This is a genomic window from Armatimonadota bacterium, from assembly GCA_017993055.1.
GTDB lineage: Bacteria > Armatimonadota > UBA5829 > DTJY01 > DTJY01 > JAGONM01.
Map to the genome: position 1 here is coordinate 97,508 of JAGONM010000002.1, position 23,072 is coordinate 120,579.

General features: G+C 62.2%; 16 protein-coding genes. 2 read left to right on the plus strand and 14 right to left on the minus strand.

Annotated elements, in window-relative coordinates; genetic code table 11:
* Position 1: 1 nt before the first annotated feature.
* From KBC96_01295 to KBC96_01360, 14 genes are all read right to left on the minus strand, one after another.
* Positions 2-982 carry a hypothetical protein gene (locus KBC96_01295; protein MBP6963021.1) on the minus strand — a complete coding sequence of 327 codons (981 nt, stop codon included), beginning with the start codon at positions 980-982 and terminating at the stop codon, positions 2-4.
* 1 nt (position 983) lies between these two features.
* On the minus strand, positions 984-1,403 hold the full coding sequence (locus KBC96_01300; protein ID MBP6963022.1) for a DUF3795 domain-containing protein: 420 nt from the start codon (positions 1,401-1,403) through the stop codon (positions 984-986).
* Between the two features lie 104 nt (positions 1,404-1,507).
* Complete coding sequence (locus KBC96_01305; protein ID MBP6963023.1) at positions 1,508-2,668, minus strand: VCBS repeat-containing protein; 1,161 nt, start codon at positions 2,666-2,668, stop codon at positions 1,508-1,510.
* A gap of 30 nt (positions 2,669-2,698) precedes the next feature.
* Positions 2,699-4,747: a hypothetical protein gene (locus KBC96_01310; protein MBP6963024.1), complete on the minus strand. Its 2,049-nt coding sequence runs from the start codon at positions 4,745-4,747 to the stop codon at positions 2,699-2,701.
* A 1-nt stretch (position 4,748) separates the two neighbouring features.
* Positions 4,749-5,753: a family 43 glycosylhydrolase gene (locus KBC96_01315; protein MBP6963025.1), complete on the minus strand. Its 1,005-nt coding sequence runs from the start codon at positions 5,751-5,753 to the stop codon at positions 4,749-4,751.
* A gap of 1 nt (position 5,754) precedes the next feature.
* Positions 5,755-7,800: a hypothetical protein gene (locus KBC96_01320; protein ID MBP6963026.1), complete on the minus strand. Its 2,046-nt coding sequence runs from the start codon at positions 7,798-7,800 to the stop codon at positions 5,755-5,757.
* Between the two features lie 53 nt (positions 7,801-7,853).
* Positions 7,854-9,305 carry a sulfatase-like hydrolase/transferase gene (locus tag KBC96_01325; GenBank protein ID MBP6963027.1) on the minus strand — a complete coding sequence of 484 codons (1,452 nt, stop codon included), beginning with the start codon at positions 9,303-9,305 and terminating at the stop codon, positions 7,854-7,856.
* A gap of 88 nt (positions 9,306-9,393) precedes the next feature.
* Positions 9,394-10,800: a sulfatase gene (locus KBC96_01330; GenBank protein ID MBP6963028.1), complete on the minus strand. Its 1,407-nt coding sequence runs from the start codon at positions 10,798-10,800 to the stop codon at positions 9,394-9,396.
* A 59-nt stretch (positions 10,801-10,859) separates the two neighbouring features.
* On the minus strand, positions 10,860-11,930 hold the full coding sequence (locus tag KBC96_01335) for a DUF2961 domain-containing protein (protein ID MBP6963029.1): 1,071 nt from the start codon (positions 11,928-11,930) through the stop codon (positions 10,860-10,862).
* Positions 11,931-12,065: 135 nt separating this feature from the next.
* Positions 12,066-13,451, minus strand: coding sequence for a sulfatase-like hydrolase/transferase (locus KBC96_01340; GenBank protein ID MBP6963030.1), 1,386 nt, complete (start codon positions 13,449-13,451; stop codon positions 12,066-12,068).
* 108 nt (positions 13,452-13,559) lie between these two features.
* Positions 13,560-14,996, minus strand: a complete 1,437-nt coding sequence (locus KBC96_01345; protein ID MBP6963031.1) for a sulfatase-like hydrolase/transferase — start codon at positions 14,994-14,996, stop codon at positions 13,560-13,562.
* A gap of 3 nt (positions 14,997-14,999) precedes the next feature.
* Entirely contained in the window at positions 15,000-16,535 is a 1,536-nt protein-coding gene (locus KBC96_01350) for an arylsulfatase (GenBank protein MBP6963032.1), read from the minus strand.
* Positions 16,456-18,717, minus strand: a complete 2,262-nt coding sequence (locus tag KBC96_01355; GenBank protein MBP6963033.1) for a DUF2961 domain-containing protein — start codon at positions 18,715-18,717, stop codon at positions 16,456-16,458. The genes KBC96_01350 and KBC96_01355 overlap by 80 nt, the downstream gene beginning before the upstream one ends.
* A gap of 21 nt (positions 18,718-18,738) precedes the next feature.
* Positions 18,739-20,022 carry a hypothetical protein gene (locus tag KBC96_01360; GenBank protein MBP6963034.1) on the minus strand — a complete coding sequence of 428 codons (1,284 nt, stop codon included), beginning with the start codon at positions 20,020-20,022 and terminating at the stop codon, positions 18,739-18,741.
* A 149-nt stretch (positions 20,023-20,171) separates the two neighbouring features.
* Here KBC96_01360 and KBC96_01365 point away from each other — a divergent pair, with 149 nt between their 5' ends.
* Both KBC96_01365 and KBC96_01370 read left to right on the plus strand, forming a co-directional pair.
* On the plus strand, positions 20,172-21,605 hold the full coding sequence (locus KBC96_01365) for a sulfatase (protein ID MBP6963035.1): 1,434 nt from the start codon (positions 20,172-20,174) through the stop codon (positions 21,603-21,605).
* Between the two features lie 19 nt (positions 21,606-21,624).
* The gene (locus KBC96_01370; GenBank protein MBP6963036.1) at positions 21,625-23,004 is read left to right on the plus strand and encodes a BNR-4 repeat-containing protein; all 1,380 of its coding nucleotides are present in this window, start codon (positions 21,625-21,627) and stop codon (positions 23,002-23,004) included.
* The last annotated feature ends 68 nt before the right edge of the window (positions 23,005-23,072 follow it).

Below are 23,072 nucleotides of genomic sequence, written 5' to 3' on the forward strand. Positions count from 1 at the left end.
CTCAGATCGATTTTCCTGCGACCTTGAGCACGCCGAGCGCGTCCGCCGTAACCCACTCGTTCATGCGTGTCTTGCTGACCTTGCCCCAGGAGACGGTCTCGCCTCGTCCACTGAGGTCTTTCGTCACGGCGTAGAACCGCTCCTCCGCCGGCCAGCCGCCGTCCGGGAGGCGCTTCGATTCCAGGAGATCGAGCGCATCGGCGCACCGGGGATCGGAGATGTACCCGCCCTCGGCCATCACCTTCAGCCCGAACAGGATGTCGTACCGCCAGTAGCAGGGGTAATGCAGCCGCACGAACTGCGGGTTCATCACCCCGCCATCGCTGATCCGATGAAACAGCCGGCGGCTCAGGAATACCTCCGCGGCCCGATCCGCTGCCTGTTTCGCCTGCTTGTCACCCGTCGCCTGGGCATACGCTATCAGCCCTCGGAGCGGGATCAGCGTCTCCCAGAACGACGAGGTATCGGCCTCGGGATTCTTGTCGCAGTTCCAGCCGCCGTCCGGCCACTGAGTCTTGATCAACAACTCGGCGAAATCATGGCATCGGTCGCTGATCAGTCCCAATGCCACCGTGGAGAAGAGCGCATTCCCCGGCAGAGATGCGCAGAACCTGGCCCTGCCGTTGAGGCGATTGGGCCACTTGCCTTCACAGAACTGCTTGCTGACCAGCGGGCCGAAATCGAAGTCCTGCACCTGATCCCGCATCGGGATCAGCTCCGGATCGCCAGTCGGATATCCGATATCCGCCAGATGCGCGAAGACCCAGTGAGCGCCCTTCCACTTCTTGTAGGTCTGGTTCTGCCTGAAGATCCGGCCGCTCTCGTCGCGGTTGCTCAGGAGCGCGCGCACCCTCGGCGAGTCCTTGACCTTCCGCCGAAGGTCTGCCAGCGAATCCTCCGCATCTCCGAGCACCCGGCTCCGTACCTTCCACCGGATCGAAGGCTCATCAGATGCCAGGAGTCCGTCGACGATCTCGGACATTCTAGCCCTTGTCCTTGTTGGCTTCCCGGAACTCCTGCGCTCGGCGGGAGCACTCCTCGCCGAGCCACGACCACGCGCGGCGTTTCCGGTCATCCTTCCAGAACTCTTCCTGTTCGGCCAGCCATGCTTTCGTGCCGATCTTCTTCCTGCGGCGCAGGTTCTCGACGCACTGGTTATGCGTGCGCCAGATCGGGTCGAACGTGAACTGAATCAGCCTCGTGCACGGAAGTTCCTTGCAGTCGGCGCAGCTCTCGAGCTTCCTGCTGTTGACGCACTTGGCGATGTCGCAACCGTCTTCATGCCCCTGGCCGATGCACTTGCCGCAGTCGCACCTGCACCCGTGGCAAACATCATTCAGGTAGTCGCCGCAGACCCCGCAATAAAGCCCGCACGGGGCAGCACGGAGTTCTTTCTCATCCATCAGCTTCTCTTCCTCTCCCTGTGCCGCTGCAGCATGAGCTGCAAGGCCGACTGCGGTCGCTCCCACGCCTCTGAGGAATCCGCGTCTGTCCACCGTTGGTGCCTCTACTTCACTCCGACCTGTTCCGGGCCGAGGTTCTTGAATAGGTAGAGGCCCTCTTTCCCCGGCGCGACGATGTCGAGCTTGCCGTTGCCGTCAATGTCGCCGACCCACATGTAGATCCCGGTGCCGGACGCCTGGCCCTTCTTGCCGTAGTCGATCACGCACTTGGTGAACGACTCGCCGTTCCACTTGAAGTACCAGAGGCCGACTATGTCCGTCTCGCCCGCCTCGTGCCCGCAGTGAGCGCGGAACCTGTTGCCGGTAACAAGCTCCTTCTCGCCGTCGCCGTCTATGTCTACCCAGATCATGTCGTGATACTGCGAGAACCAGGGATCAATCGGATGCTTGGTCCAGGTGCGAGTGCCGTCGGCGTTGTCCTTGCGGGTATAGTAGTCGAGACCGTAACCGTGCGCCTGGCCGACGACGATCTCATTCACTCCGTCGCCGTTGACATCGGCCGCGATCATCGGCACGCTCGCGCCCCCGAAATTCCATTCCTGGTGGAACTTGTACTCGCCGGTGAGTGGGTCGCCCATCGGTTCCCACCAGCCGGTCGGGGTGATGAAGCATCCCTTGCCGTTGCCTAGCACGTCGCCGAACCCCAGACCGTGCCCCTGCGGCTCCTTGCTGATGACATACTCCTTGAACGCGCCGCCCTCGAGCTTGTAGACCCGGAGCGGGTTGCCCGGCGTGTTGGGCACGATCTCGATCTGCCCGTCGCCGTCTACGTCCCAGCCGCGGGTCGTCTCGATAGAGCCGACTTGCGCGATGTCGTGCTTCGCCCACTCGACCGGCTTGCCTTTGGGGTTCTCGATCCAGGAGAGCGTCTGACCCCACCATCCGCCGGTGACGAAATCCATGTAGCCGTCGCCGTTCACGTCCATGGGGATCGTCGAAAAGTCGTCGAAGTACTCGTCCGCCGCCTGGACATCCCGCAGCTTGTGCTTAGTCCAGTTCGGCGCTTCGTACCAGAATCCGCCGCAGACGATGTCCAGCTTGCCGTCGTTGTTGACGTCGAAGGCACCCGCAGACTCGTACGCGCCGTCGTCTATCTTGATCTTCTCCCACTCGATCCTTCGCATGTTCCGTTGTCCTCCCGATTTATCATCTGCGGCGCTGAGAATGCCGGCGACCGTCAGTATACCAATGCAGATTGCGACCATCAGCCTCATGATTCCTACTCCTCCCACAGGCTATTCCGCGCTGTCTATCGCTCGCGCTGCCGTCAAGCGCTCCACGTTGGCCCTGAACAGCCGATCGTACCGACTCTGCAGTTCGGACCGCAACCCCGGATCCGACGTGACGACGACCATGCGGGCGACGTCAACCGTGCCGAGTGCCAGGTTCAGCTTCGAACCGGTCTGATCGTGATGAACGTCGTGGATGCCGTGCCAGTCGATCTCGAAGACCGACTTCGCGCTCAGCCACTTGGGCAGGTCAACGCTCACCTGCGCATCCGCGACCGGCTGGATCACGATCCCCAGCCGGTCGGAAGCATAGTTATCGTTGACGATCAGGAGCACCATCGCGTCGGTTCCAGCGATGAGTGCGCGAGTCCACAGCCACCGTGAAGCGTTCGTCGGCACCCGAGCGGGGCAACTGCGCGTGAGGATCGGGCCGGCGGTTCGCACTTCCGCGCCGAGCAGCCCGATTGCATGCCAGAGCACCTTCGCTTCCGGCTCGTCGGCCATGCACCCGGACGAACCGTCGCCGCCCTTCGCTGATGGTACCAGCCACCAGTACGAGAAACTCGTCGCTCCGGATGCAAGGGCATAGTAGAGTTCGATGCGCTTCTCCTCGGGAGTCGCGAATCTGAACACCTTGTCGCCCTTGATCAGCTTTGTGCAGTTCAGCATCAGGTGCAGCGGCTTGGGCGCGCAGGAGGAGCGGCATACCGACCCGACGGCGTAGACGAACGTGGCCTTGGAGTAGTGGGGGATCATGCCGGGCTTCGTCCAGTACGCCTGCGCCAGCCTGGTCTGCATGTACGGATCGGCGGCGAAGATGTCCGGGAGCTGGCCGTACACGTACCAGTTGTCGGGCTTGAAGGTCATATCTACGTTCAGCATGTTCGGTACGGACTGATCGGCCTGCCTCAGGGTCTCTGCATGCTCGACGAGCCCTTGTCCGATCGCGCCGACCCTCGACTGCGGTGGGAGTCTCTCGATCCTGAAGTCGGCGGTGTCCGGCTCGTCGGCAAGATACCATGCGTGGGCTCCGGGCCACGCCTTCTCCGGCTCGCCGACAATCATCTTGATGCCGAGCGACTTCATCGCCTGCACGCCTTCTGCGCTCTTCATGTAGGCCCTCACCGCGTCCGAGCCGATGATCTCCATCTGCATGTTGATGTTGTGCACGCCCATATCGGTCACGTGCGCCCGGCCGAGTTTCAGATCCGATTCCTTCCCCGGCTTTGCGCCCCAGACGCCGTATATCAGGTCGTCGGCGTAGGCGCGAATCCCTGAGATTGCGGTCGTGGCGTCGTCGTGAACCGTCTGGAAACTGTGGTATGAACCGCGGGCAAGTGGCGATTTCGGCTTGATGACGATCGGCGTTATCCCGAGTGCCGGATCCCTGCCGATGGCGGACTGCGCCGTGACATCCATGCCGTCCATCAGGACTTTGCTGACTCCGCCGGAGTGGACATAGAGGTAGACCCGATCGAGGCCCTCAGAGAAGGAGATGCCATCGACCCGCGGCTGGACCTTCATCGGCACAGTCAAGTCCTCCATGCCCGCGGATGTCTTGACCGCCAGCTGGAGGCTCGCGGAGGGAGTGTGTCTCAGTCGGATAGTGATCTCGCCGGTCGCCGACGGAGCGATCGTGCGCGGCTCGATCTTGTACCAGATCGGCTCGCCCGCCTCGATAAGCGACTTCCGCTCGGCCTCAGTCAGATCCGAGAAGAAGATGCTCGCGGCATAGGCGACTCCCTTGTACTTGCGCTCCCTGTTGAACGCAATCGCCCTATTCAGACCTATTCCGCCGAGCATCACATCATCAACGGTGATAGGTCGAGTAGCCGTGTTCTTGAGGTAGACGTGGCACGATCCGCCGAGCGCGCGCCGGATCGCCTCGTCGTCCATCTGTTCCTGGGTTCCCAGTTCGATAAGGCTGCTGTCACTCCAGAAGTGCGCGTACTGCGGGAACGGGATGTCCGCGACCCACGAGGCACCGATCACCGCCGCGCCGACGGATGACGCGAGACACAGGAACGCGATAGTCGCGATCAAGAAGAGTCTCATCCTAGAACTCCTGCCACACCCGCAACTGCTCCGTGGAGGATATGAACGACGCGGTGGGCTTCTCCTGTGACCAGTCTACCTCGCCGAACCGGATGTACCCGCCGGAGACGCATGCGAGCAGCGCGCGGCTCCCCCGCTCCTTCACGACTTCGACGCCTCCTGAGTCCTTCCAGAACTCCCGGCGAGTTTCGAGATCGAAGCAGTCCATCCGGTCGCTTGCGAAGACCCAGTTGCGTACCGACGTGCCTCGCATCGTCAGGTTCGCCGTAAGCAGCCAGCGCCCGCCTCGGTTGACCAGCAGGTTCGACTCAAGGCTGCCTTGGGGATGCCCGCCCTCGAGTCGTGGCTCATATCCGTTTGCAGGTCCGACCAGTATCGGCCCATGGTCCTCCCATTCGACGAGATTTGCCGAACCGGCGAGTGCGATGCACGTCGCGCCCTCGCGCGTGTTCGCGGTGTACGTCATCCAGACGCGGCCGTCGTGCTCCAGGAGATGGGGATCGCGGCAGCTCGATATGCTGTCTGCGCGCCAGAACGCCCAGGCCTTGTCTTTGCACGGCGATATCGGATTGCCCTCCCAGCGTTCCCATTCACAGAGGTCGTCGCTGAACGCCAGGCCGATGTCCTGTGAAATGTGCTCGTTGACGCCCGTGTAAGCCATCACGAACCGATCTCGGTGCCGGAGGATCGTCGGCGCCCAGACATGCGCGCCCTCCCAGGTCCCCGGACGGATGAGCATTACGGGGTCGTGTACTTCCCACTGGAGGAAGTCGGGGGTGCTCGCGTGGCCGAAGTAAATCTCGTTGCCGGGGTGGAAGGGCGTGCCCTCGGCGAGCCGGCGCTCGATATAGAAGAAGTGGTGACGGCCATGGTGCTCGGCGGTCGCGAAGTCGGCCACATTGCCGCTCACCGGCCGAAAACCCTGCCCGACGATATCGAGGGCAGGGCGGCGGTATTTCTCCATCCGCATCGCGAAGAGAGTCTTCTCGAACTCGATGTTGTTCATCCTACCGGCCGAGGATCTTCGCTGTGTTCGCCGCGTACTTGCCCTCGTACTCCTTCTGCAGGCGGTCGCGGAGGGCCGGGTCGGATGTGATCAGGACGAATCGGCTGATATCCACCTTGTCGAACGTAATGGTCACCTTCGAACCGTTGCGCTCCCACGCCATGCCTGTGACTCCACGGTGTGTTACCTCCATCACCCCTGCCGGATCGAGCCACGCCGGAATCTCGATCGTCACCGATGCTTTCTCGACGGGTTTGTACACCGTGCCGACCCGATCACACGCGACATCGTCGTTGACGACCACAAGCGCGATGGTATCGGCGCCCGACAGCAGTGTGCGAGTCCACAGCTCCTTAGGCGCCTCGACGTTCAAGTCCGCTGGACAACTTCCGGTGATGATCTCGCCGGCCGTCCGCACTTCGGCTCCCAGGAGGCCGATCTCCTTCCAGAGCGCCTTCGCTTCAGGCTCGTCCGTGCCGAGCCCCACGCAGTTCACGTCGGGCGCGAACCACCAGTACGAGAGGCCCTTCGCGCCGTTGCCGATCGCGTAGTAGACCTCCATGCGCTTCTCCTCCGGGGTTGGGTATCTACCCTTCTGGCCCTTCTTCTCGTCCTGGTATCTCGTCGAGCAGAGGATCACGTGAAGGGGCTTCGGTTGGCACGATGACTGCGAGATGGTGGTGACCGCGCTGACGTACGTCGGCTTCGAATGTACCGCCAGCGTGCCGGGGTGGTTGAAGTACGTCTGATCGAGCTGCTCCGGGTAATATGGGTCAACGCATGGGATGTCTGCGAGTTGGTGATACATGTACCAGTTCTCGGGTTTGTAGGTGTTGTCTATATTGAGCAGCAGGGGGACTCTCGGGTTGTGTTCCCGCAGCGCCCCGGACCACCGGATCAGCCACATGCCGAGCGATCCGAGTCGGTCCCACGCTTCGAGTGCGTCCGTCGCCACGTCGTGAGCATCAGGCTCGTCCTGCACGAAGAAGAACGTCGGATCGTACGGGCCGACATCCCAGGTGGTCATCCGGCCCATGCCGAGCGTCTTGCAGAACTCCCATCCTTTCTCGCTCACGAAGAAGCTGTGTCCGGCGTGGGTGGAGTGGCCCATGTGGCAGTTGATGTTGTGCGCGGCCCAGTCGGTCAGGTATTCCTTCCCCACCTTCTCGGAACTGCCGCCGCCGCGTCCTCCGCCCCACATTCCGTATACCATTTCACGGCCCCAGGCGCGGGTGCCCGCGACCGCTGCCGAGCCGTCCGGGTAGGTGACCTTGAGGTTCTGGTACGACATCCATTCCAGCGGAGACTGGAGCCGCAAGACTATAGGGCTGATGCTCTGCGATTCGTCCCAGGCGATCTTGCACGAGGACGTCAGGTCCTTGCCGTTCAGGAAGACCTTAGTCGGCCTCATTCCGGTCCCCGGGTGCTTCGGGTAGAGGTAGATTGTCGAGAGGTCGGGGCTGAAGCTGATGGTGGCGAAACGAGGCTGGCTGCGGTCGGTCTCGACCACGGTGGATAGCGATACGTTCTCGCCGATGATGCCGACGGTGAGCTTGTCAAGCCTCGGAGCGCGCTTCATCCTGATCACGATTTCGCCCATGCCGTGCGAGGGGATTACCCTCGGCTCGGCTCTCCACCAGGCAGGCCATCCGGCTTCCTTGAGAAGCTCGATCTGCTTCTGCGGCAGTCCGGAGAGCAGGATGCTTGCCCCGTACTTGTCTTCGGGGCTCTCGGTCACGTCGGTTACGCCGATTCCCTGAGAGAGCTTGATGCCCCCTATAGTAACGTCCTTGATCGCGAGCCTGTCGAAGCTGCTGTTCCTGACGTAGACGAAAAGGTACCCCCCGAGAGGCATCCCGGGGCGCGCGTAGAGCAGCTTGCTGCCGTCAGGCCCCTTGAGCGACCATCCTTCCTGCCAGAGCGGCATGAACTCGGGAAACGGCTCGTCCGCGAAGTATGCCGACCCCACTACCACCGGTTGGGCGACCGCCATGGCGGCGATGCAGGCAATCAGAACCATCGTTGCCACAACAATCCTTGTTCTCATATCAAGTCTCCTCAGAGTCACTTGTCCGCAGGCGGCAGTCTGCGGAGTTCAGTCTATCTGCCGTACCGCTTTTCCAACTCCTCCGCGTGATGCGCCCGTCCGGACGTGCGGAGGCGCTTGCAGTACTCCTCGAGCGCACCGCGCGTGTGCAGAGGCCCACCCTCGCGCATGACGGTCCAGAGCGGATCGACGTTCGTCTGCGATGTTGCCATCATCTCTGCCTGCCACTCGTGGAGCAGCCCCTCGGCGTACTTCACTATGTCCGAATGCTCCTCGGCTAGGTTGCTCGTCTCATGCGGGTCGCTCTCGACGTTGAACAGCATTTCCGGCGGGAAGTCCTTGAGACCGTCATGGTAGGTGCGGATCATGATCCACGGCCCGAATCGGACGGCTCGCTGGCAGCTCCACGCGCACTGGCTCACGACGAGGTATTCGTGCCCCGACGGCGTGCCGTCTCGGAGCGTCGGCGCATAGCTCTTCCCGTCCCAGACCGGCGGGATCGGCTGACCGAGCAGTTCGGCCATCGTCGGCGGGAGGTCGAGGTTGTAGTGGAACGCCTCGTCCACCGTGCCGCTCTTCATCCCCGGCCAGCGGACGATCATCGGAATGCGGGATGTGCACTGATCGGCGGTCTGATGATCGCCGTAGACGTTCAACTCTCCCAGGTTCTCCCCGTGGTCGGAACTGACCAGGATCACCGTGTCATCGAGCACACCTTCGTCGGCAAGGGCATTCAGCACCTGGCCGATATGGTCGTCCATGTACCTGATGCCAGTATCGTACCCGTTTATCCAGCGCACCCAATCCCGATGCGTCTTGATTTCCGTCGGGACACGGGGCCACTTGTAGTCCTGCGGGACATCCATGTGGATCGGCTCGCAGGCGCTGTGCGGACCGTAGCTCGCGCGGTGCTCTCGGATGATCTCCTCGGTCATCCAGGCGGGCGTCGGATCGTTCTCGAACGGCTCGCCGTATTCCATCGGTGCGCGGTAAGGCGTGTGCGGATCCCACAGGTTGAGCTGCAGGAACCAGTTGTCCTGTTTGGCGTTCCGGTCGATCCATTCGAGCGCGTGCGGAGTGACCTCATCGGCGCTCTCTAGGCCGCCCTTGCCCGGGTTCACCATCTCATTGAAGCCGGTATAGAACCACCAGGCGGAGTGGCGCTCGGCGAACGGGCTGATGGAGATCGTTCGGAATCCGGCGCGTCGGAGCATGCTCATCCAGGCAGTCGACGATGCTGCGGTGCGGAACATCCGGCTCTCGCCCTGGATGAACGGGTCGGCGGCGGTCCCTCCGTGGCCGACGACTCCGGTATGGATACCGAACCGGCACGCATACAGCGCCGACCTCGACGGCAGGCACGGAGCGTCCGGCGTGTAGTACTTCTCGAAACGCACGCCCTCCGATGCGATCCGGTCGAGATTCGGCGATGTGTTTCGATGGTATCCGTAGCAGCCCAGATGGTCCGGACGCAGGGTATCCAGATCGAGATAGAGAATCCTCAACGATCTTCCTCCAACTCTCCTGAGCCCCGTGCGTCCTATCGGTCCCATATGTCCCACGGGACGGACGTGACGTATGGGACTTAGGTGTCTACTCCCTCGCCACCAGGGCGCTGCACCCCGGCGCGTCGGCCTGCTTCGCGCAGACGCCCAGCAGATAGTCCGGGAATCCGCCCTGTGCATCCTCGACCCCGAGTTGATAGAGGCGCTTTACCTGATCGGGATGCTCGTCCGCGATGTTCTTCGACAACCCGGGGTCGGAAGTCCTGTCGAACAGGAATCCGCCCGTGCCGTCAATCTTGATGTTCAGCCACCAGCGGTAGTCCATCACCGTGATCGCCGTACCCCATGCTACCGTTACGTGCTCTCTGATCTTGGATTCTCCGGAGACCGCGGCCTTCCAGAACGGCCGACCGTCGAACGGCTCCGGCGGATTCGCGCCCGCGAACTGCAGAACCTGTCCCGCGAGGTCGGTGTGCTGCACGAAGAGACTGCTTCTGATGCCCGCGCCGACGCCTTCGGGATGCCGGATGATGAGCGGCACGTCGTAGACCGACGGGTGCGACGGATATCCGCGCTTGCCGAGGAAGTCGTTGTCGCCGATCGAGTGGCCGTGGTCGGCGGTCACGATCAGTATCGTGTTCTCGAGGAGTCCGAGGGCACGCATGGTCTCATAGAGGTGGCCTAACCACCGGTCGCACATCGTCACCAGGCCGCTGTAGTTTGCCCGGGCGCGTTTCAAGAGCTCCGGGGGCATGGTAGTCGTGTCCATATAGCCCGAGATCACCCATTCAGGGCCGTCGGTCGGATCGTACATCCTGCGGTAGTGCTCCGGCACGAACCAGGGCTCGTGCGGGTCGAAGCTCTCGATCGTGAGGAAGAAGTTGTCCGAGTCCCGGTTCTGTTCGAGCCATCTTGCCGACTCGATCAGTACGCGGGGCGCGAAGTAGTCCTCTTCCTTGTCGCGGCCGTACATGTTCTTGACGCACTGACGGATGAACGGGGTCCGGTACTCGTTGTGAAACTCCTTCGGAAGCCACCGATACAGCTCTTCGTCGGTCGGTTCGGGGCCGCTCCGGTACTTGTCCGTCTCCTGACCGCGAAGGAACATCCACTGATCGAAGCCCCGCCAATAGTTCTTCGACGGCTTGAACTGATGGTAGACGTCGGAGATCATCGCGGTCCGGTAACCGTTCTCATTCAGGACTTCCGCAAGGGTCGGTTGATCCTCCGGTATCGGGCCCCATCCCGGCGCGCCGACGAAGTCGCCCTTGAGCCGGAAGTCGCCGAGGTGGAACGGGTAGACCCGCCTGCCCGTGTAGAGCGCGCGCCGGGTCGGAAGAGTGGGGAGCGACTCGGGGTACATCGCGTCCACCACGAGCGATTCCCCGGCCAGCGCGTCCAGATGTGGCGTCTGGACCTTGCCCCAGGGCGGCTCCCCGTAGCACCCTACGCAGTCCTTCCTCAGCGAATCGAAGACCAGCAGTATGATGTTCATTCAACTCTCTCCCTGTCAGTTTCTCCCTGTCTTCCGGCATCCTTCCGTGCTTCCGTGTTCTACGGGTTGGGCAGTCTCAGCTCGACCGGGAGCATCTTCGTGAACTCCTTGTGCGGCTCGGTCTGATACCAGTAGGTCGTCGAGGACCAGTCGTCGCTCCGGTCGTTCGCATGCCCGTGCTCGATCGAGACGCGGATGTTCTTTTTGAACGGCACCGGGTCGAGGATGTGATAGCGGTAGACGCATACCTTGCCCCACTCGTTCCAGCCCTGATCGAGTTCGCTCCAAGCCTGACCGTTGTAGAGGAACGCGTTCTGCTGCATTCCCCACGCCTGGGCAAGGTAGTCCTCGCTCCCCGTGCCGTGCATGTCCGGCGGCCACTGACGCTCCCCGTCGCGGTCGATGAAGATCATGTCGTCGCCCTCACCCCACCAGCCCTTCTGAGTGTGATCGATGGAGAAGTTCACGCCGACGTAGTGCCCGATCCCCTCGGCTTCGAGGATCAGGTAGTTGTCCTTGTCGCTGAGGTTGATGCCCTCGGGACCTTTGTGGCGCTGGTGGAACGCTTGTGAGGCCCAGACGCTGCCCTCGCCGGTCCAGCCGTCGCACGGGTTCTCCCTGCGCCACTTCGCGTGGAAGTAGAGTGTGTCGTCTCCCAGCGACTGGTGCTTCTGGTAGTCGATGTAGAAATAGAATGCGTGCACCGGCTCGGTCTGCTCGTTGACGATCTCGACGCGTGCGTGTTTGCGGAACGGCATCTGGAACCAGCAGTTCATCGCCACTCCGCCGCCGACTACGCACTGCTCGAAGCAGCTCGTATTGAACGGCGCGCACTGGTAGGAGTACGTCCGCGCATGGCCGAGCCCGAAGAAGTCGCCGACCGGCGTCTCGACCGACGGCGTCTTCTCGCCGTCCCAGTACATCCGCAGGATGAGCTTCCGCAGGTAGAGCGGATCAGGCGATGCGATGGTGAACCAGATGTGGCTGATAGCGCCCGGGCCGTCAATCTCGGCAAGCACCTTCGCCTCTCCCGGCTCGATGCGCCAGGCATCGGCATTGCGCCCGGATACGTCGTAGCTGCTCACACGTCCGACACTGAAATCCCTGGCCGTCGTGAGCGAAGACAGCATGTTGCACGGAACGATTGCCATAGATAGTCCTCCAAGAAGCAGATAACGGTACGGCCTGTCATTCTGAGCGAAGCGAAGAAATCCGAGATTGCCGCGAGATCCTTCGCTTCGCTCAGAATGACCATTCGACGAAGATCAGCCGTTTACCTCGCGGAACTGGCGGTCGTCGGTCCGAAGTCTGAAGTCGAGCAGTTCGTGTCTCAAGCGCCGGACCTCTCCGATTGTGTCCGGCCGCCCCGCGAGGTTCAGCGATTCGGTCGGATCCTCGGCCAGGTCAAATAGCTGGAGCACGTCATTGCGGGTGTTCACTGTCATCTTCCATCGGCCGTCGGAGATCATGGCGCGGTCAAAAATCTCGCTGACGACTACCGAGGATCCGACCGCCGATCCGTCGAGCGCTGGATGGACCGCCCGCCCGAAGACGTTGGCTCGAGGCTCGCATCCGGCGGCATCGAGCAGCGTGGCCGTCAGATCGGTGAGCGACACGAGGCTGTCGGATTTCATGGGTGCAGGGACCCCTCCGGGCGGACGAATGATCGCCGGCACATGAGCCGAAGACTCAAAGAATGTCTCCTTGTGGCACCTGCCTTTGTCGCCTGCCATCTCGCCGTGATCGCTCCAGAAGAGCACCCACGAATCCTCTCCCCTGGTCCCGTACCATGCTTCCAGGACGCGACCCATGACCGTATCCACATGCTCGACCTTCGCCGAGTAGAGGGCTCGGAGGCGCGCGAACTGCTCGGGAGTCGTGTCCATATGATGGCCCATAAGCTTCTGATGGAACTCGAGCGCCGGTCCGCTGAGCCATTCGGGCGCGGGATCGCGGGGCAGGGGAGGCGGCATGCCCTCCGGCGGATACGTGTCGAAGCGCTGCGGCGGGTCCCACGGATTGTGTGGGCCGCCGATCCCGACGAACAGATACAGCGGCTGGGATCGGTCGGACGACGCGATGTACTCGACCGCCTGCATGCCGATGAAGTCGTCGGCATGTTTGCCGTCCGGGAGCGGGGAAGGCCAATGCGCGAGGTCCCAGCCGACTTCCTTGCGCCTGCGGTAGTCTTCGAGGAAGAGATCGAGGATGCCGTTGGCCTCGAAGAAGTCCGTGAGGATGGACCTGGTGGTCTGCGTCGAGAGCGGCCCGGTGCACTCCCGGATGTCGTCCCATCCCAACGCACGCATGTAGGGCTCCTCCGAGCGGAGGTCCTTGCTGCCGCCGTGCGGATAGAGATGGCTCTTCCCGACGTGGCACGTGCGGTATCCTGCTTCCTTCAGGGCGTGCAGGCAGGAGTCGCCCGTGTCCGGCAGCCGGCCGATATTGTCCCACATGCCGAAGTTGTGCGGGTACATGCCGGTGAGGAACGAGGCCCGTGCCGGCATGCATATCGGGGAGGTGGTGTAGCATCGGTCGAGTGTTAGTCCCTGGGCGGCGAGCGAATCGAGCGCCGGCGTTCGGACGTGCGGAACGCCGATCCAGTCGAACCGGTGCTGGTCTGTCATCAGGACGAGAATATCCTTCGGCATGTGCTGCTCCTGCTCGTATTCCTAATCGTAATCGTACTCGAATCCGGGCGAAGCATTGGCGATGCGATTCGGGCACTCGGTGCTCACCGATGGGCTAATGCTTCGCCCCTACAGGTTATGTCGTGCGGCAACCTCCAGTGGCATCTCGCGCGGGTCCCCGCCCGGCCCCGGCCAGCGGAGACCGACATCCCTCACTCCAACTCCGAGCAGCCTCCTGCATAGCTCCAGGGTCAGCCGCTCACCTACGTCACTCAGGGAAGAATCCTCAAACCGGTTGTGCAGTTCGTCGGGGTCGGTACCAAGATCATACAACTCGCAGGCGTCATCAGAGTAGACGGAAAGCTTGTATCTGCCGTCGGACAGCATGGCGCCCGGGCCGAAGTTGTTCGGCATGAACGGCGCCTTCTGGTGCTCGCCAAACGGACCGGGCCACGTCGGGGCCTGCATCCCGGCCTCGACGAGCACCGTCTCCCGTCCTTCATTGAGCCTCTTCTCGGCCAGCCGCTCATGGAGCGATTCCCCGACGAACGTCGGCGGCCGCTCGATCCCGCAGGCCTCGAGGATCGTCGGCGCGAGGTCTATTTCCTCGACCAGGCCCTTGAAAGTGCCCCGGTACAGTCCGTCCGGGTGACGCATTATGAAGGGAATCCGAGTCAGCGGCTCGTAGAAGACGCCGATCTTGTGAAACGCGCCTTGGTTACCCAGCAGTTCCCCGTGATCTGACATGAATACCACCAGCGTATCCTTGTCGTGTCCCGTCTCGGCAAGCGCATCGAGTATCTTCCCCACCGCATCGTCTATGTACCTGATCTGCCCCATGTACGCCGCGATCGCCCGCCTGATCTCATCATCCGTCGCCTCGGACGCCCGGCTGTTGGCCTGCCAGTTCGTGAGCCGCCGGGGTTTCCCGGTTCCGCCGCCTTCGCGGTACATCGGGGGAATCTCGATCTCGTCGCGATCGAACATGGAGAAGTACGGCTCCGGGCAGGTGAACGCGGGGTGGGGGTCCTGCCAGTTCACCCAGAGCAGGAACGGCTCATTGGTCTTCCGAAGGAATCCGACTGCCTCGTCCGCCAGCGCGCCGGTCAGGTTGAGGTGGTAATCCGGCTCCATGGGGAACGCGTCAAACGAACGCTTGTACCGGGGATGGTCGTCATAATTCCCGGCGCAGGCTTCATGTAACTCGTCCCATATTTCCGGCAGTTGCCCGCTGCTGAAGCAGTGGTTCTTGCCGAACATGGCGGTTCGATGGCCCGATTCCTTGAGCGAGCGTACGAGGTTCGGGACCGCGTAGTCTACCGTCGAGCCGTAGTTCCGATGTCCGTGCTCCGACATGCGAGTGGACGTGACGAAGCTGATCCTGCTCGGCCCGCACAAGGGAGCCGCGCAGTACGCCCGGTCGAGCCGGACTCCCTCCGCGGCCAGGCGATCAATGTTCGCCGTGCCGACTGTCGGATGGCCGTAGCACGTCAGGTAGTCGGCCCGCAACTGATCGGGGCAGAGTATCAGCACATTCAGTGGCCTGGGAGCATTTCCATTCTTCACTGTTTACATCTTAGGGCCCGGCTTGCCGGGATAGTTCGGGGTGTACATGACCTTCTCCTTGCGGATCTGCAGTTCCCCGTCCTTCACGAACCGCTCGTCGCGCTCAGAGAAGTGCTTCACCAACTCGCGCCGCCAGTACCTCACCGTCTTGGCGTAGTCCGGATCGGCTGCCAGATCGTGAAGCTCGCCCCGATCATTCTCCAAGTCGAAGAGCTGCTCACTGCCGTCGAAGGCGTGGAAGATGTACTTCCAGCGCCCGTCGGTCAGGCCGGCCCAGTTGTTCTCGTTGCTGTAGCAGACGTCGTGCTCGATGTCGACGTACTCCCGCCAGCCGGATGTTTCGCCTCTGATCAGCTTGAGCATGCTGTCGCCGTCAACGCTCTCGGGGATCGGCGCTCCCGCCGCATCGAGAAACGTCGGCAGGACGTCTCTCAGTTCGACTACCTGGCCGATCCTCTGACCGCGTCTGGCATGGATTGCCATGTCTCTGCCCCAGCGGACGAGCATCGGGACGTGCGCCGATCCCTCATATGGATACGACTTCCGCCAGTGATGGTGGTCGCCGAGCATGTCGCCGTGATCGCCGGTCCAGATGATCAGAGTATTCTCCAGCGTGCCCTTCTTTCCGAGCGCCTCGAGGATGCGGCCGACCTGCTCGTCTATGAACGTGACCGAGCCGTAGTAGCCGCGCCGCGACTTTTTCGCCTGCGCGACGCCGAATTCGCCGTGCCACGAAGTGAAGTTCTTCGGGTCGCCCTGCGCGTACTCCCCGGCCCAGTCGCCGACATAGGGCTCCGGCATGTCGTCCTCGTCGTACATGTCCCAGAACCGTTTTGGCGGGTCGTAGGGGCTGTGAGGTCGGGCGAACGAGACCTTGAGCATGAACGGCTCGTGCCGGTCGTACTTCTCGATCCAGTCCACAGCCGTATCCCCGGTCCAGCGAGTGGGGTGGAGGTCCTCGGGCAGGGCGTACTTCCCCGAGCGATAATCGTTCCAGCCGATGCCGGTCGAGTCGGGATCGAGATCGGGGGCCTTCTCCTTGAACCACTGCCGATAGTCGCTGATGAATCCCGGCTGCGCGCGGCCCGACTCATCGAGCAGCCCTCCCTGGAAGCCGTGCAGGTTCCGCTGCGGGTGATAGTGGCACTTGCCGATGACGAACGTGTAGTACCCCGCGTCGTTAAGCGCGCGCGGCATCTCGAAGGGATAGCGCTCGGCAACCTGCCCGAAGCCGATCTGGCCGTGGTGCCACGGCGACTGGCCGGTCAAGAGCGCCGCTCGCGCGGGGATGCAGGTCGGAGTAGTGCTGTACGCGTTCGTAAACATCGCGCCTTCCCTGGCGATCCGGTCGAGGTTCGGCGTCTTGATGACCTTGTTCCCTGCGCAGCCGATGCAGTCCCATCGGTGCTGATCGGTCATCAGGAACAGGATGTTGGGCTTCTTGCCGGATGGTGCTTCCTCAGCCGCGAGAGCGCCCGTTGACAGCGCCGCCAGTCCCACTCCTGCTATCTTCATGAACTCTCTCCTGGTCGGTTTCATTCTGACTCCTGACTTCTGCGTTCCCCCACTTCGGCATCACCCAGCAATACGCCGTATATCGCATCTCGCTCCATGCGAGTTCCGGGAGTGGATGGCCCGCGAAGAGCGGCGTCTCCACCGGCGTGAACTGCACCCGCACCCGGACTGCCGACTTCCCCTCGGTAAGCTTCCTAGGGATGATGAACTCATCGTCGCGGAAGCGCCGGTTCGACTCGATAACGTTGTGCTCCGTCGCGCCGAGTTCGCCCTTCGCGTCGGAGTAGACGCAGGTGTTCGAGCCCGCGAGATACCATGTCCCCGCGCGCATCCAGTCCGACTTGCCGAACTCCGAGACGTAGACCTCCGCCCGCTGGTTCGGGTACGAGTAATCGAGCTTCCGGCGGAGGAGCACGCCCTTGTTCTCCGGCACCAGCTTCAGCGTGAACTCCGAAGTCCCCTTCGTGACGCGGCCAATATCCGTCTCCGCGGGGTAGATCTCCTTGCCATCCAGCGTATCCGGCCCCCATTCATATCGAGAGGTGACTTCCACCGGCGCGGACGTATCAGGCGACGAGTACTCGTGCGCTCTCTCGCTCTCCATGTCGCCGATGTCCATCTCATCCGTCTTGATGAGCGAGGCACTCGGCAGCCCGTACCAGTATACGACGCTCTTGTAGTGCTCCTTCGAGTCGTTCAACGCTCCGTGCTCGAACTGAATGCGCGCGTTCTTACCGAACGGGAAGAGGTCGGCCAGAAGGAACCGGTACTCCGAGTGGATCAGGTCTTCCGGGCACTTCGCCTCTTCGGGCTTCCGAGCGCCGACCGGATGGCCCGCGAGCGGAAGGGTCATCGTCCGGCCGCCCCAGTAGTCGCCGCCGCCTCCCCATTCCTCGCTGCCCGTGCCCTGTGCCTGGGGAGTCCGACTGTCGTCGAAGAAGAATCGGGGATCGCCCTCGAGGGTATTAAGCACTCCACGGTGCGTGAAGATGAAGCTCGTGCCGACGAAGCTTCCCGACCAGTCACCGCCGCCCTCGACCTTCGTCGTATCAAGGAAGACCATGTCTCTCCCAAGCTCCGGGGTGGGGTGGTCGCCGTAGGTCGCATGGAAGTAGCCGACGTGGTTCGGCGGATCGCTGTACGGCTCGAAACGCACCTTCCAGCGGACGTCGAGGATATCCGCCGACTCAATGCCCGCTAGCTCTATCTTCGCCGACTTGAAGAACGGCATCGGGAAGTAGCACGCCATGTGGATTCGCTCGGCGTCGAACCGCACGTTCATCGGGAATCCCTTGACCAGGTACTCGTTGTCGTCGCGGTTGTAGAACGTTCCTGCGCCGAAGAAGAGGGCGAGGGGGGCATCGACTGACGGGTGTTCCCTGCCGTCCCAGGTGATCTTGAGCCTTACGTCCGAGAGCGCAAGTGCGTGCTCTTTCGGTGCGGAGAACTGCAGTTCGCGGATCATACTCGGACCGGTCAACTCAATGAGGGTAAGGGTCTTGCCCTTCGGTATCGAGGTAGTCCGCGATGTCCCTGCATAGCGGGTAACCGGATCGGGGTCGTTTCCCGACCTCGAGATCAGGTCGAGCACGTCCTTCGACGGGGGCGTCTTGCCGTCCCACGACTTGATCGGCTGCGAGAGGTTCGCGCCGGGATCGAAGAGGTGATAAAGGTAGTAGCCGGTGCCGTACCGCGTTCGGGTGTACGCCATGCGGAACGAATCCTCGAACGGGATCGGGACCCACATCAGGTCCGCGCCTTTGGTCGTCGCCCAGGTCCACGTCAACGGGTTGGGGAAGAGCTTCTCGGGGAGGAAGACCGAGCCCTCGAGCGGCTTCGTCGGGTCTGCGGTGCTCGACTCCCTGACGATGTGGTCGCCGCCGTCCACCTCGTAATGCCAGGGGCTTCCGTGCCAGTGATTGTACCGCGCGAAGTAGAGGATACCCGGCCCGACGGTATCGAGAGTTACGCTGAAGTCATCGGCGAGCTGATACAGGAAATGGCTCGCGTCGGCCGACCGATTCCCGCCCGTCCGATCGTAGGTACTGCGCATGTAGGCCCGTACGCCGATCCGCTGGTACGGCCACCGCTCCCACATCCGATACGCGTCGAGTCCCACCGGCACCATCGGCGTTTCATCAGCTTTCGCCGCCAACGTGGCCAGCAGAACCATGACGAGGATCAGCACTCCATGTCCCATTCCCATTGCTCCTTTGCTCCTGGACTCCTAATCCTTCGGCTCGTTGTTGACGACGATTGCCTTGTCGCCGATCTCGTTCTCCACCTTCACCCCGAGTTCGCCGTTGTTCTCGGAGATGATGGCGTACTTCAATCCCTTGCCGAGCAGGATGTCGGTTCGCGGGCCGCCCTCGAAACTGCATCCGCGAACCTGGAGGCGTCCCGCATCCGCCTCGACGAGCGGTTTGAGCGCCCCGTGCGGGCTGCTCAGGTAGCAGTCGGAGAGCGACGTGAAGTTTTGGTTGTGCGAGACGACGTTCTGCACCGCCGGCCCCCAGAACGAGCAGTTGACGAGCCGCACCGAGCCCTTGCAGGTCGGCGGGATCTCGATCTGGATCGGGTTCTCGCCAGCAAACGCTACGAACTGCCCACCGGTGATCAGCAGCCCCATGTTCTGGATCTCCTCGACGACGATGCACCTCTGTGCCCAGTCGGCGCCGATCCCGGTGAACTGCCCGTTGCACGCGCCGCTCGTGGTCCGAATGAACCTGTAGCCGATATTCACCGGGAAGACGAACGTATTGTTCACATATTCCCAGTCGGTTCGCCCGAAGATGAACGCCTCGCAGTTGTCTATCATATACTTGTTGACGATCTCCGCGTTGCCGCCGACCTCGCCCGCCCACCACCAGTGGCCGTGGAACTGCACGTTGTCTATCCGCCCGATGTCCGTGCAGGCGTCAACGAAAATCCCCCGGCGGAGAACGCATCCGTATACGCTCCGGATGCGGTGGCGGACGTTCGGCTCGGGCCCGACCTTGATGCCGTTGTAGCTGTTGACGAGCGTCACATTCTCGACGGTGTTGTCGATCCCCTTGAGGTGGAAGGTCCAGGAGTAGGGGCGGATGTCGGTCACTTTCTGCTCGGGGTAGTATACGGTGACGCCGCTTACCGATGTGCAGTCGACCATCTCGAAGAGGGCGGGGGCGTCCTCCTTGTCGCGCCCCCCGGTCGCGAGGATGATCGATCCTTTGAGCGGCTCACTGTACTGGGGCGCGTTGGCTGCTCCCTCGACGTGAACGCCCGCGGGGACGTTGAGGCTCCCCTTGACCAGGTACTTCCCGGGCGGGAGGTATACCCTGCCGCCGAGTTTCGATGCCGAGTCCATCGCCGCCTGGATCGGTGCGGTGTCGTCGGTCGTGCCGTCGGCCCTCGCGCCGAAGTCCTTCACGCTGAATATGCCTTCGAGCATGGGTCTGTCCTCCGCGGGCGATGCCGATGACGTCAACGCTGCCAGGATCACCGCCGCCGGTATCAGGAATAGTGTCCGCATGTGTTCCTCCTAGTCCGACTCTATATCTTCTGTTCGCCCAGCCGGTACGCATGCCCTCCATGATGCTTGACATCACTCCCCTCCGGTGTTAGTCTTGTGTTACTACGAACGCACTACGGCATTGTCCGTTGACCTTGGGAGTGGGACATATGACCAACGGATACACGCGCCGCTGCTTCCTGGCAGGATTGGGAGCGTCGGCTGCGAGCCTTGCATTGTCGCCCTATATCTCCGCCGAGTCTCGCCCCAACATACTGCTGATCACCGCCGACGACATGGACTACCATTCCCTCGGCGCGACCGGCTGCAAGGTCACGAACATCACGCCGAACCTCGATGCCCTCGCGAAGCAAGGTGTGCTCTTCACCCAGGCGCACGTCACCTCCGCCGTCTGCCAACCCTGCCGGTCCGTGCTCATGACCGGGCGATTCCCTCACGGGAACGGAGCGATGGGGTTCGAGCCTATCAACCCCGAGGTGCCGACCCTCCAGCAGGCGCTGAACAAGGCCGGCTACCTGAACGGGATTATGGCGAAGGTCGGTCATCTGCGCCCGCAGGAATGCTTCATGTGGGACTTCGTCGCCGACGCCAAGGAGTTGGGTCAGGGTCGCGATCCCGATCTCTACTACAAGTCCTCGAAGCAGTTCTTTGAGCGCGCGAAGGCCGAGGGCAAGCCGTTCTTCATGATGGCGAACTCCCAGGACCCGCATCGTCCATTCGCAGGAAGCGCAGGTGAGGGTGCCACCGCGGAGAAGCGCAAGATCGCCGGATTCCCGGGCGCATCTCGGACCTACAAGCCGGAGGAGATCGCCATCCCCGACTTCCTGCCCGATCTGCCGGACGTGCGCAAGGAGATGGCGCAGTACTACACCTCTGTCCACCGCTGCGACGAGATCGTCGGCCAGGTCCTGCGCGCCCTCAGGGAGAGCAGCCTGGAGGAGAACACCGTCGTCTTCTTCCTCAGCGACAACGGCATCTCTGAGCCCTTCGCCAAGACGAATTGCTACCGGGTGAGCACTCAGACACCGCTGATCGTCCGCTGGCCGGGGAAGATCAAGCCCGGGCGGAACGATGACGACCTCGTGTCGGGGATCGACTTCATGCCGACGGTGCTCGATATCGCTGGGATCAAGCAAGTCGCGGGCATGGACGGCCGCTCATACCTCCCGTTGCTGAAGGGGCAGAAGGAAGCCGGGCACGACAAGGTCTTCACGTTCCTCTTCGAGACATCGGCGAAGAAGGAGTTCCCGATGCGCTGCGTGCGGACGAAGAGGTACAGCTATCTGTACAACGCCTGGTCGGACGGGAAGACTCAGTTCCAGAACGAGCCGATGGGCGGACTCGCGTGGAAGGCGATGGTCGCCTCCGCCGACCCCAAGATCAAGGAGCGGGCCGATTTCTTCCTCCGCCGCGTGCCCGAGGAGTTCTACGACCTGGAGTCCGATCCCGGCGAGCGGAAGAACCTGATCGCCGATCGGAAGTACAAGGAGCAGATCGCCACTATGCGCGCCGAGATGCTCGATATGATGGAGTCCACCAGGGATTCCGTCATCTACAGGTTCAGGAAGCAGATTGGGAAGTAAGAAAGGATTGTCTCGCCCCATGGAACGCATCTTGTTGGCCCTCTGTCTTGTCGGTCTCGTATTGTCTTCCGTCGCCGCCCAGGATGCCTCGGTCCGCAAGGAGGACGGCTACCGGGGAATCTGGTACGCCAATCAGGCCTCGAACGACGAGTATGTGTGGAAATACAGCGGCGGACTCGGCACATACACCGCGAACCACGTCCCGATTGCCGTCTACGTTCCCGAAGTCAACAAGACGTTCTTCGTCTACGGCGGCTCGAAACCGATCGACCAGACCAACCGGCTGCTCGAGATGGTCTCCTACTACGATCACAACACCGGGACCGTACCGAAGCCGACCCTGATCCGGGAGAAAGGCACCGATGACGCTCACCACAATCCTGCGCTGACCATCGACAAGGATGGATACCTCTGGGTATTCTGTGCCTCTCACGGCGGCAAGGACGGGTTCATCTACAAGAGCAAGTCGCCGTACTCGATAGACGGTTTCGAACTCGTCATGCAGCGCGAGTTCTCATATCCGCAGATCTGGTACTTCGACGACTTCGGGTTCGTGTTCATATTCACCAAGTACACCCGCGGTCGGGAGCTGTATGTGAGCACCAGCAAGGACGGCATCACCTGGACGCCCGATCAGAAATATGCCGGCTTCGACGGACACTACCAGTCGAGCTGGAAGTGGGGGAACAAGGTCGGCACATCGTTCAACTGGCACCCTCCGGTCGGCGGTTTGAACGCGCGAACGAACCTCTACTACATGGAGACACGCGACTTCGGCGCCACCTGGGCGGACGCAGCGGGCAAGAAGCTCGATATTCCCTTGAGCGATCACGTGAACGGCGCCCTCGTCCGCGACTACCAGAAAGAGGGCTGGCTCGTCTACATCAACGACGTCAACTACGACAGAGAGGGCAACCCGATCATCTTCTACAACCTCAGCAAGGGATATGAGTCCGGCCCCGCGTTCGGCGAGCGCGTCATGATGACCGCTCATTGGACTGGCGTGGATTGGGACTACAGTGAGGTGACGAAGACCGACCACAACTACGACATGGGCTCGCTCTACGTCGAGGCCGACGGCTCCTGGCGAGTGATTGCTCCGACGGTCGGACCGCAGCCTTGGAGCACCGGCGGCGAGGTGGGTATGTGGAAGTCGAGCGATCAGGGCAGGACGTGGCGCAAGATCCGCAACCTGACCCCGAACAGCGAAATGAACCACCATTACGTACGCCGCGTGCTCGACGCTCATCCCGACTTCTATGCGTTCTGGGCGGACGGGCATGCGTTCAAACTCTCGGAGTCGAGCCTCTACTTCTCAAACAGGTCCGGCACCGCCGTCCGTGTCCTCCCCGAGAAGATGACTCGGGACAATCAGAAACCGCGACTTAGAAAGCGATGATTTGATACCATGGGAGTGCCTTGTGCCGCTGACAAGACCGTGGCTGGCGGCACGAGGCGCTCCCATGC

What these genes read in the sequence shown, in the direction of transcription:
- KBC96_01295 (MBP6963021.1), bottom strand. Translation starts at nt 982, where the DNA reads ATGTCCGAGATCGTCGACGGACTCCTGGCATCTGATGAGCCTTCGATC.
- KBC96_01300 (MBP6963022.1), bottom strand. Translation starts at nt 1,403, where the DNA reads ATGGATGAGAAAGAACTCCGTGCTGCCCCGTGCGGGCTTTATTGCGGG.
- KBC96_01305 (MBP6963023.1), bottom strand. Translation starts at nt 2,668, where the DNA reads ATGGTCGCAATCTGCATTGGTATACTGACGGTCGCCGGCATTCTCAGC.
- KBC96_01310 (MBP6963024.1), bottom strand. Translation starts at nt 4,747, where the DNA reads ATGAGACTCTTCTTGATCGCGACTATCGCGTTCCTGTGTCTCGCGTCA.
- KBC96_01315 (MBP6963025.1), bottom strand. Translation starts at nt 5,753, where the DNA reads ATGAACAACATCGAGTTCGAGAAGACTCTCTTCGCGATGCGGATGGAG.
- KBC96_01320 (MBP6963026.1), bottom strand. Translation starts at nt 7,800, where the DNA reads ATGAGAACAAGGATTGTTGTGGCAACGATGGTTCTGATTGCCTGCATC.
- KBC96_01330 (MBP6963028.1), bottom strand. Translation starts at nt 10,800, where the DNA reads ATGAACATCATACTGCTGGTCTTCGATTCGCTGAGGAAGGACTGCGTA.
- KBC96_01335 (MBP6963029.1), bottom strand. Translation starts at nt 11,930, where the DNA reads ATGCTGTCTTCGCTCACGACGGCCAGGGATTTCAGTGTCGGACGTGTG.
- KBC96_01340 (MBP6963030.1), bottom strand. Translation starts at nt 13,451, where the DNA reads ATGCCGAAGGATATTCTCGTCCTGATGACAGACCAGCACCGGTTCGAC.
- KBC96_01350 (MBP6963032.1), bottom strand. Translation starts at nt 16,535, where the DNA reads ATGAAACCGACCAGGAGAGAGTTCATGAAGATAGCAGGAGTGGGACTG.
- KBC96_01355 (MBP6963033.1), bottom strand. Translation starts at nt 18,717, where the DNA reads ATGGGAATGGGACATGGAGTGCTGATCCTCGTCATGGTTCTGCTGGCC.
- KBC96_01360 (MBP6963034.1), bottom strand. Translation starts at nt 20,022, where the DNA reads ATGCGGACACTATTCCTGATACCGGCGGCGGTGATCCTGGCAGCGTTG.
- KBC96_01365 (MBP6963035.1), top strand. Translation starts at nt 20,172, where the DNA reads ATGACCAACGGATACACGCGCCGCTGCTTCCTGGCAGGATTGGGAGCG.
- KBC96_01370 (MBP6963036.1), top strand. Translation starts at nt 21,625, where the DNA reads ATGGAACGCATCTTGTTGGCCCTCTGTCTTGTCGGTCTCGTATTGTCT.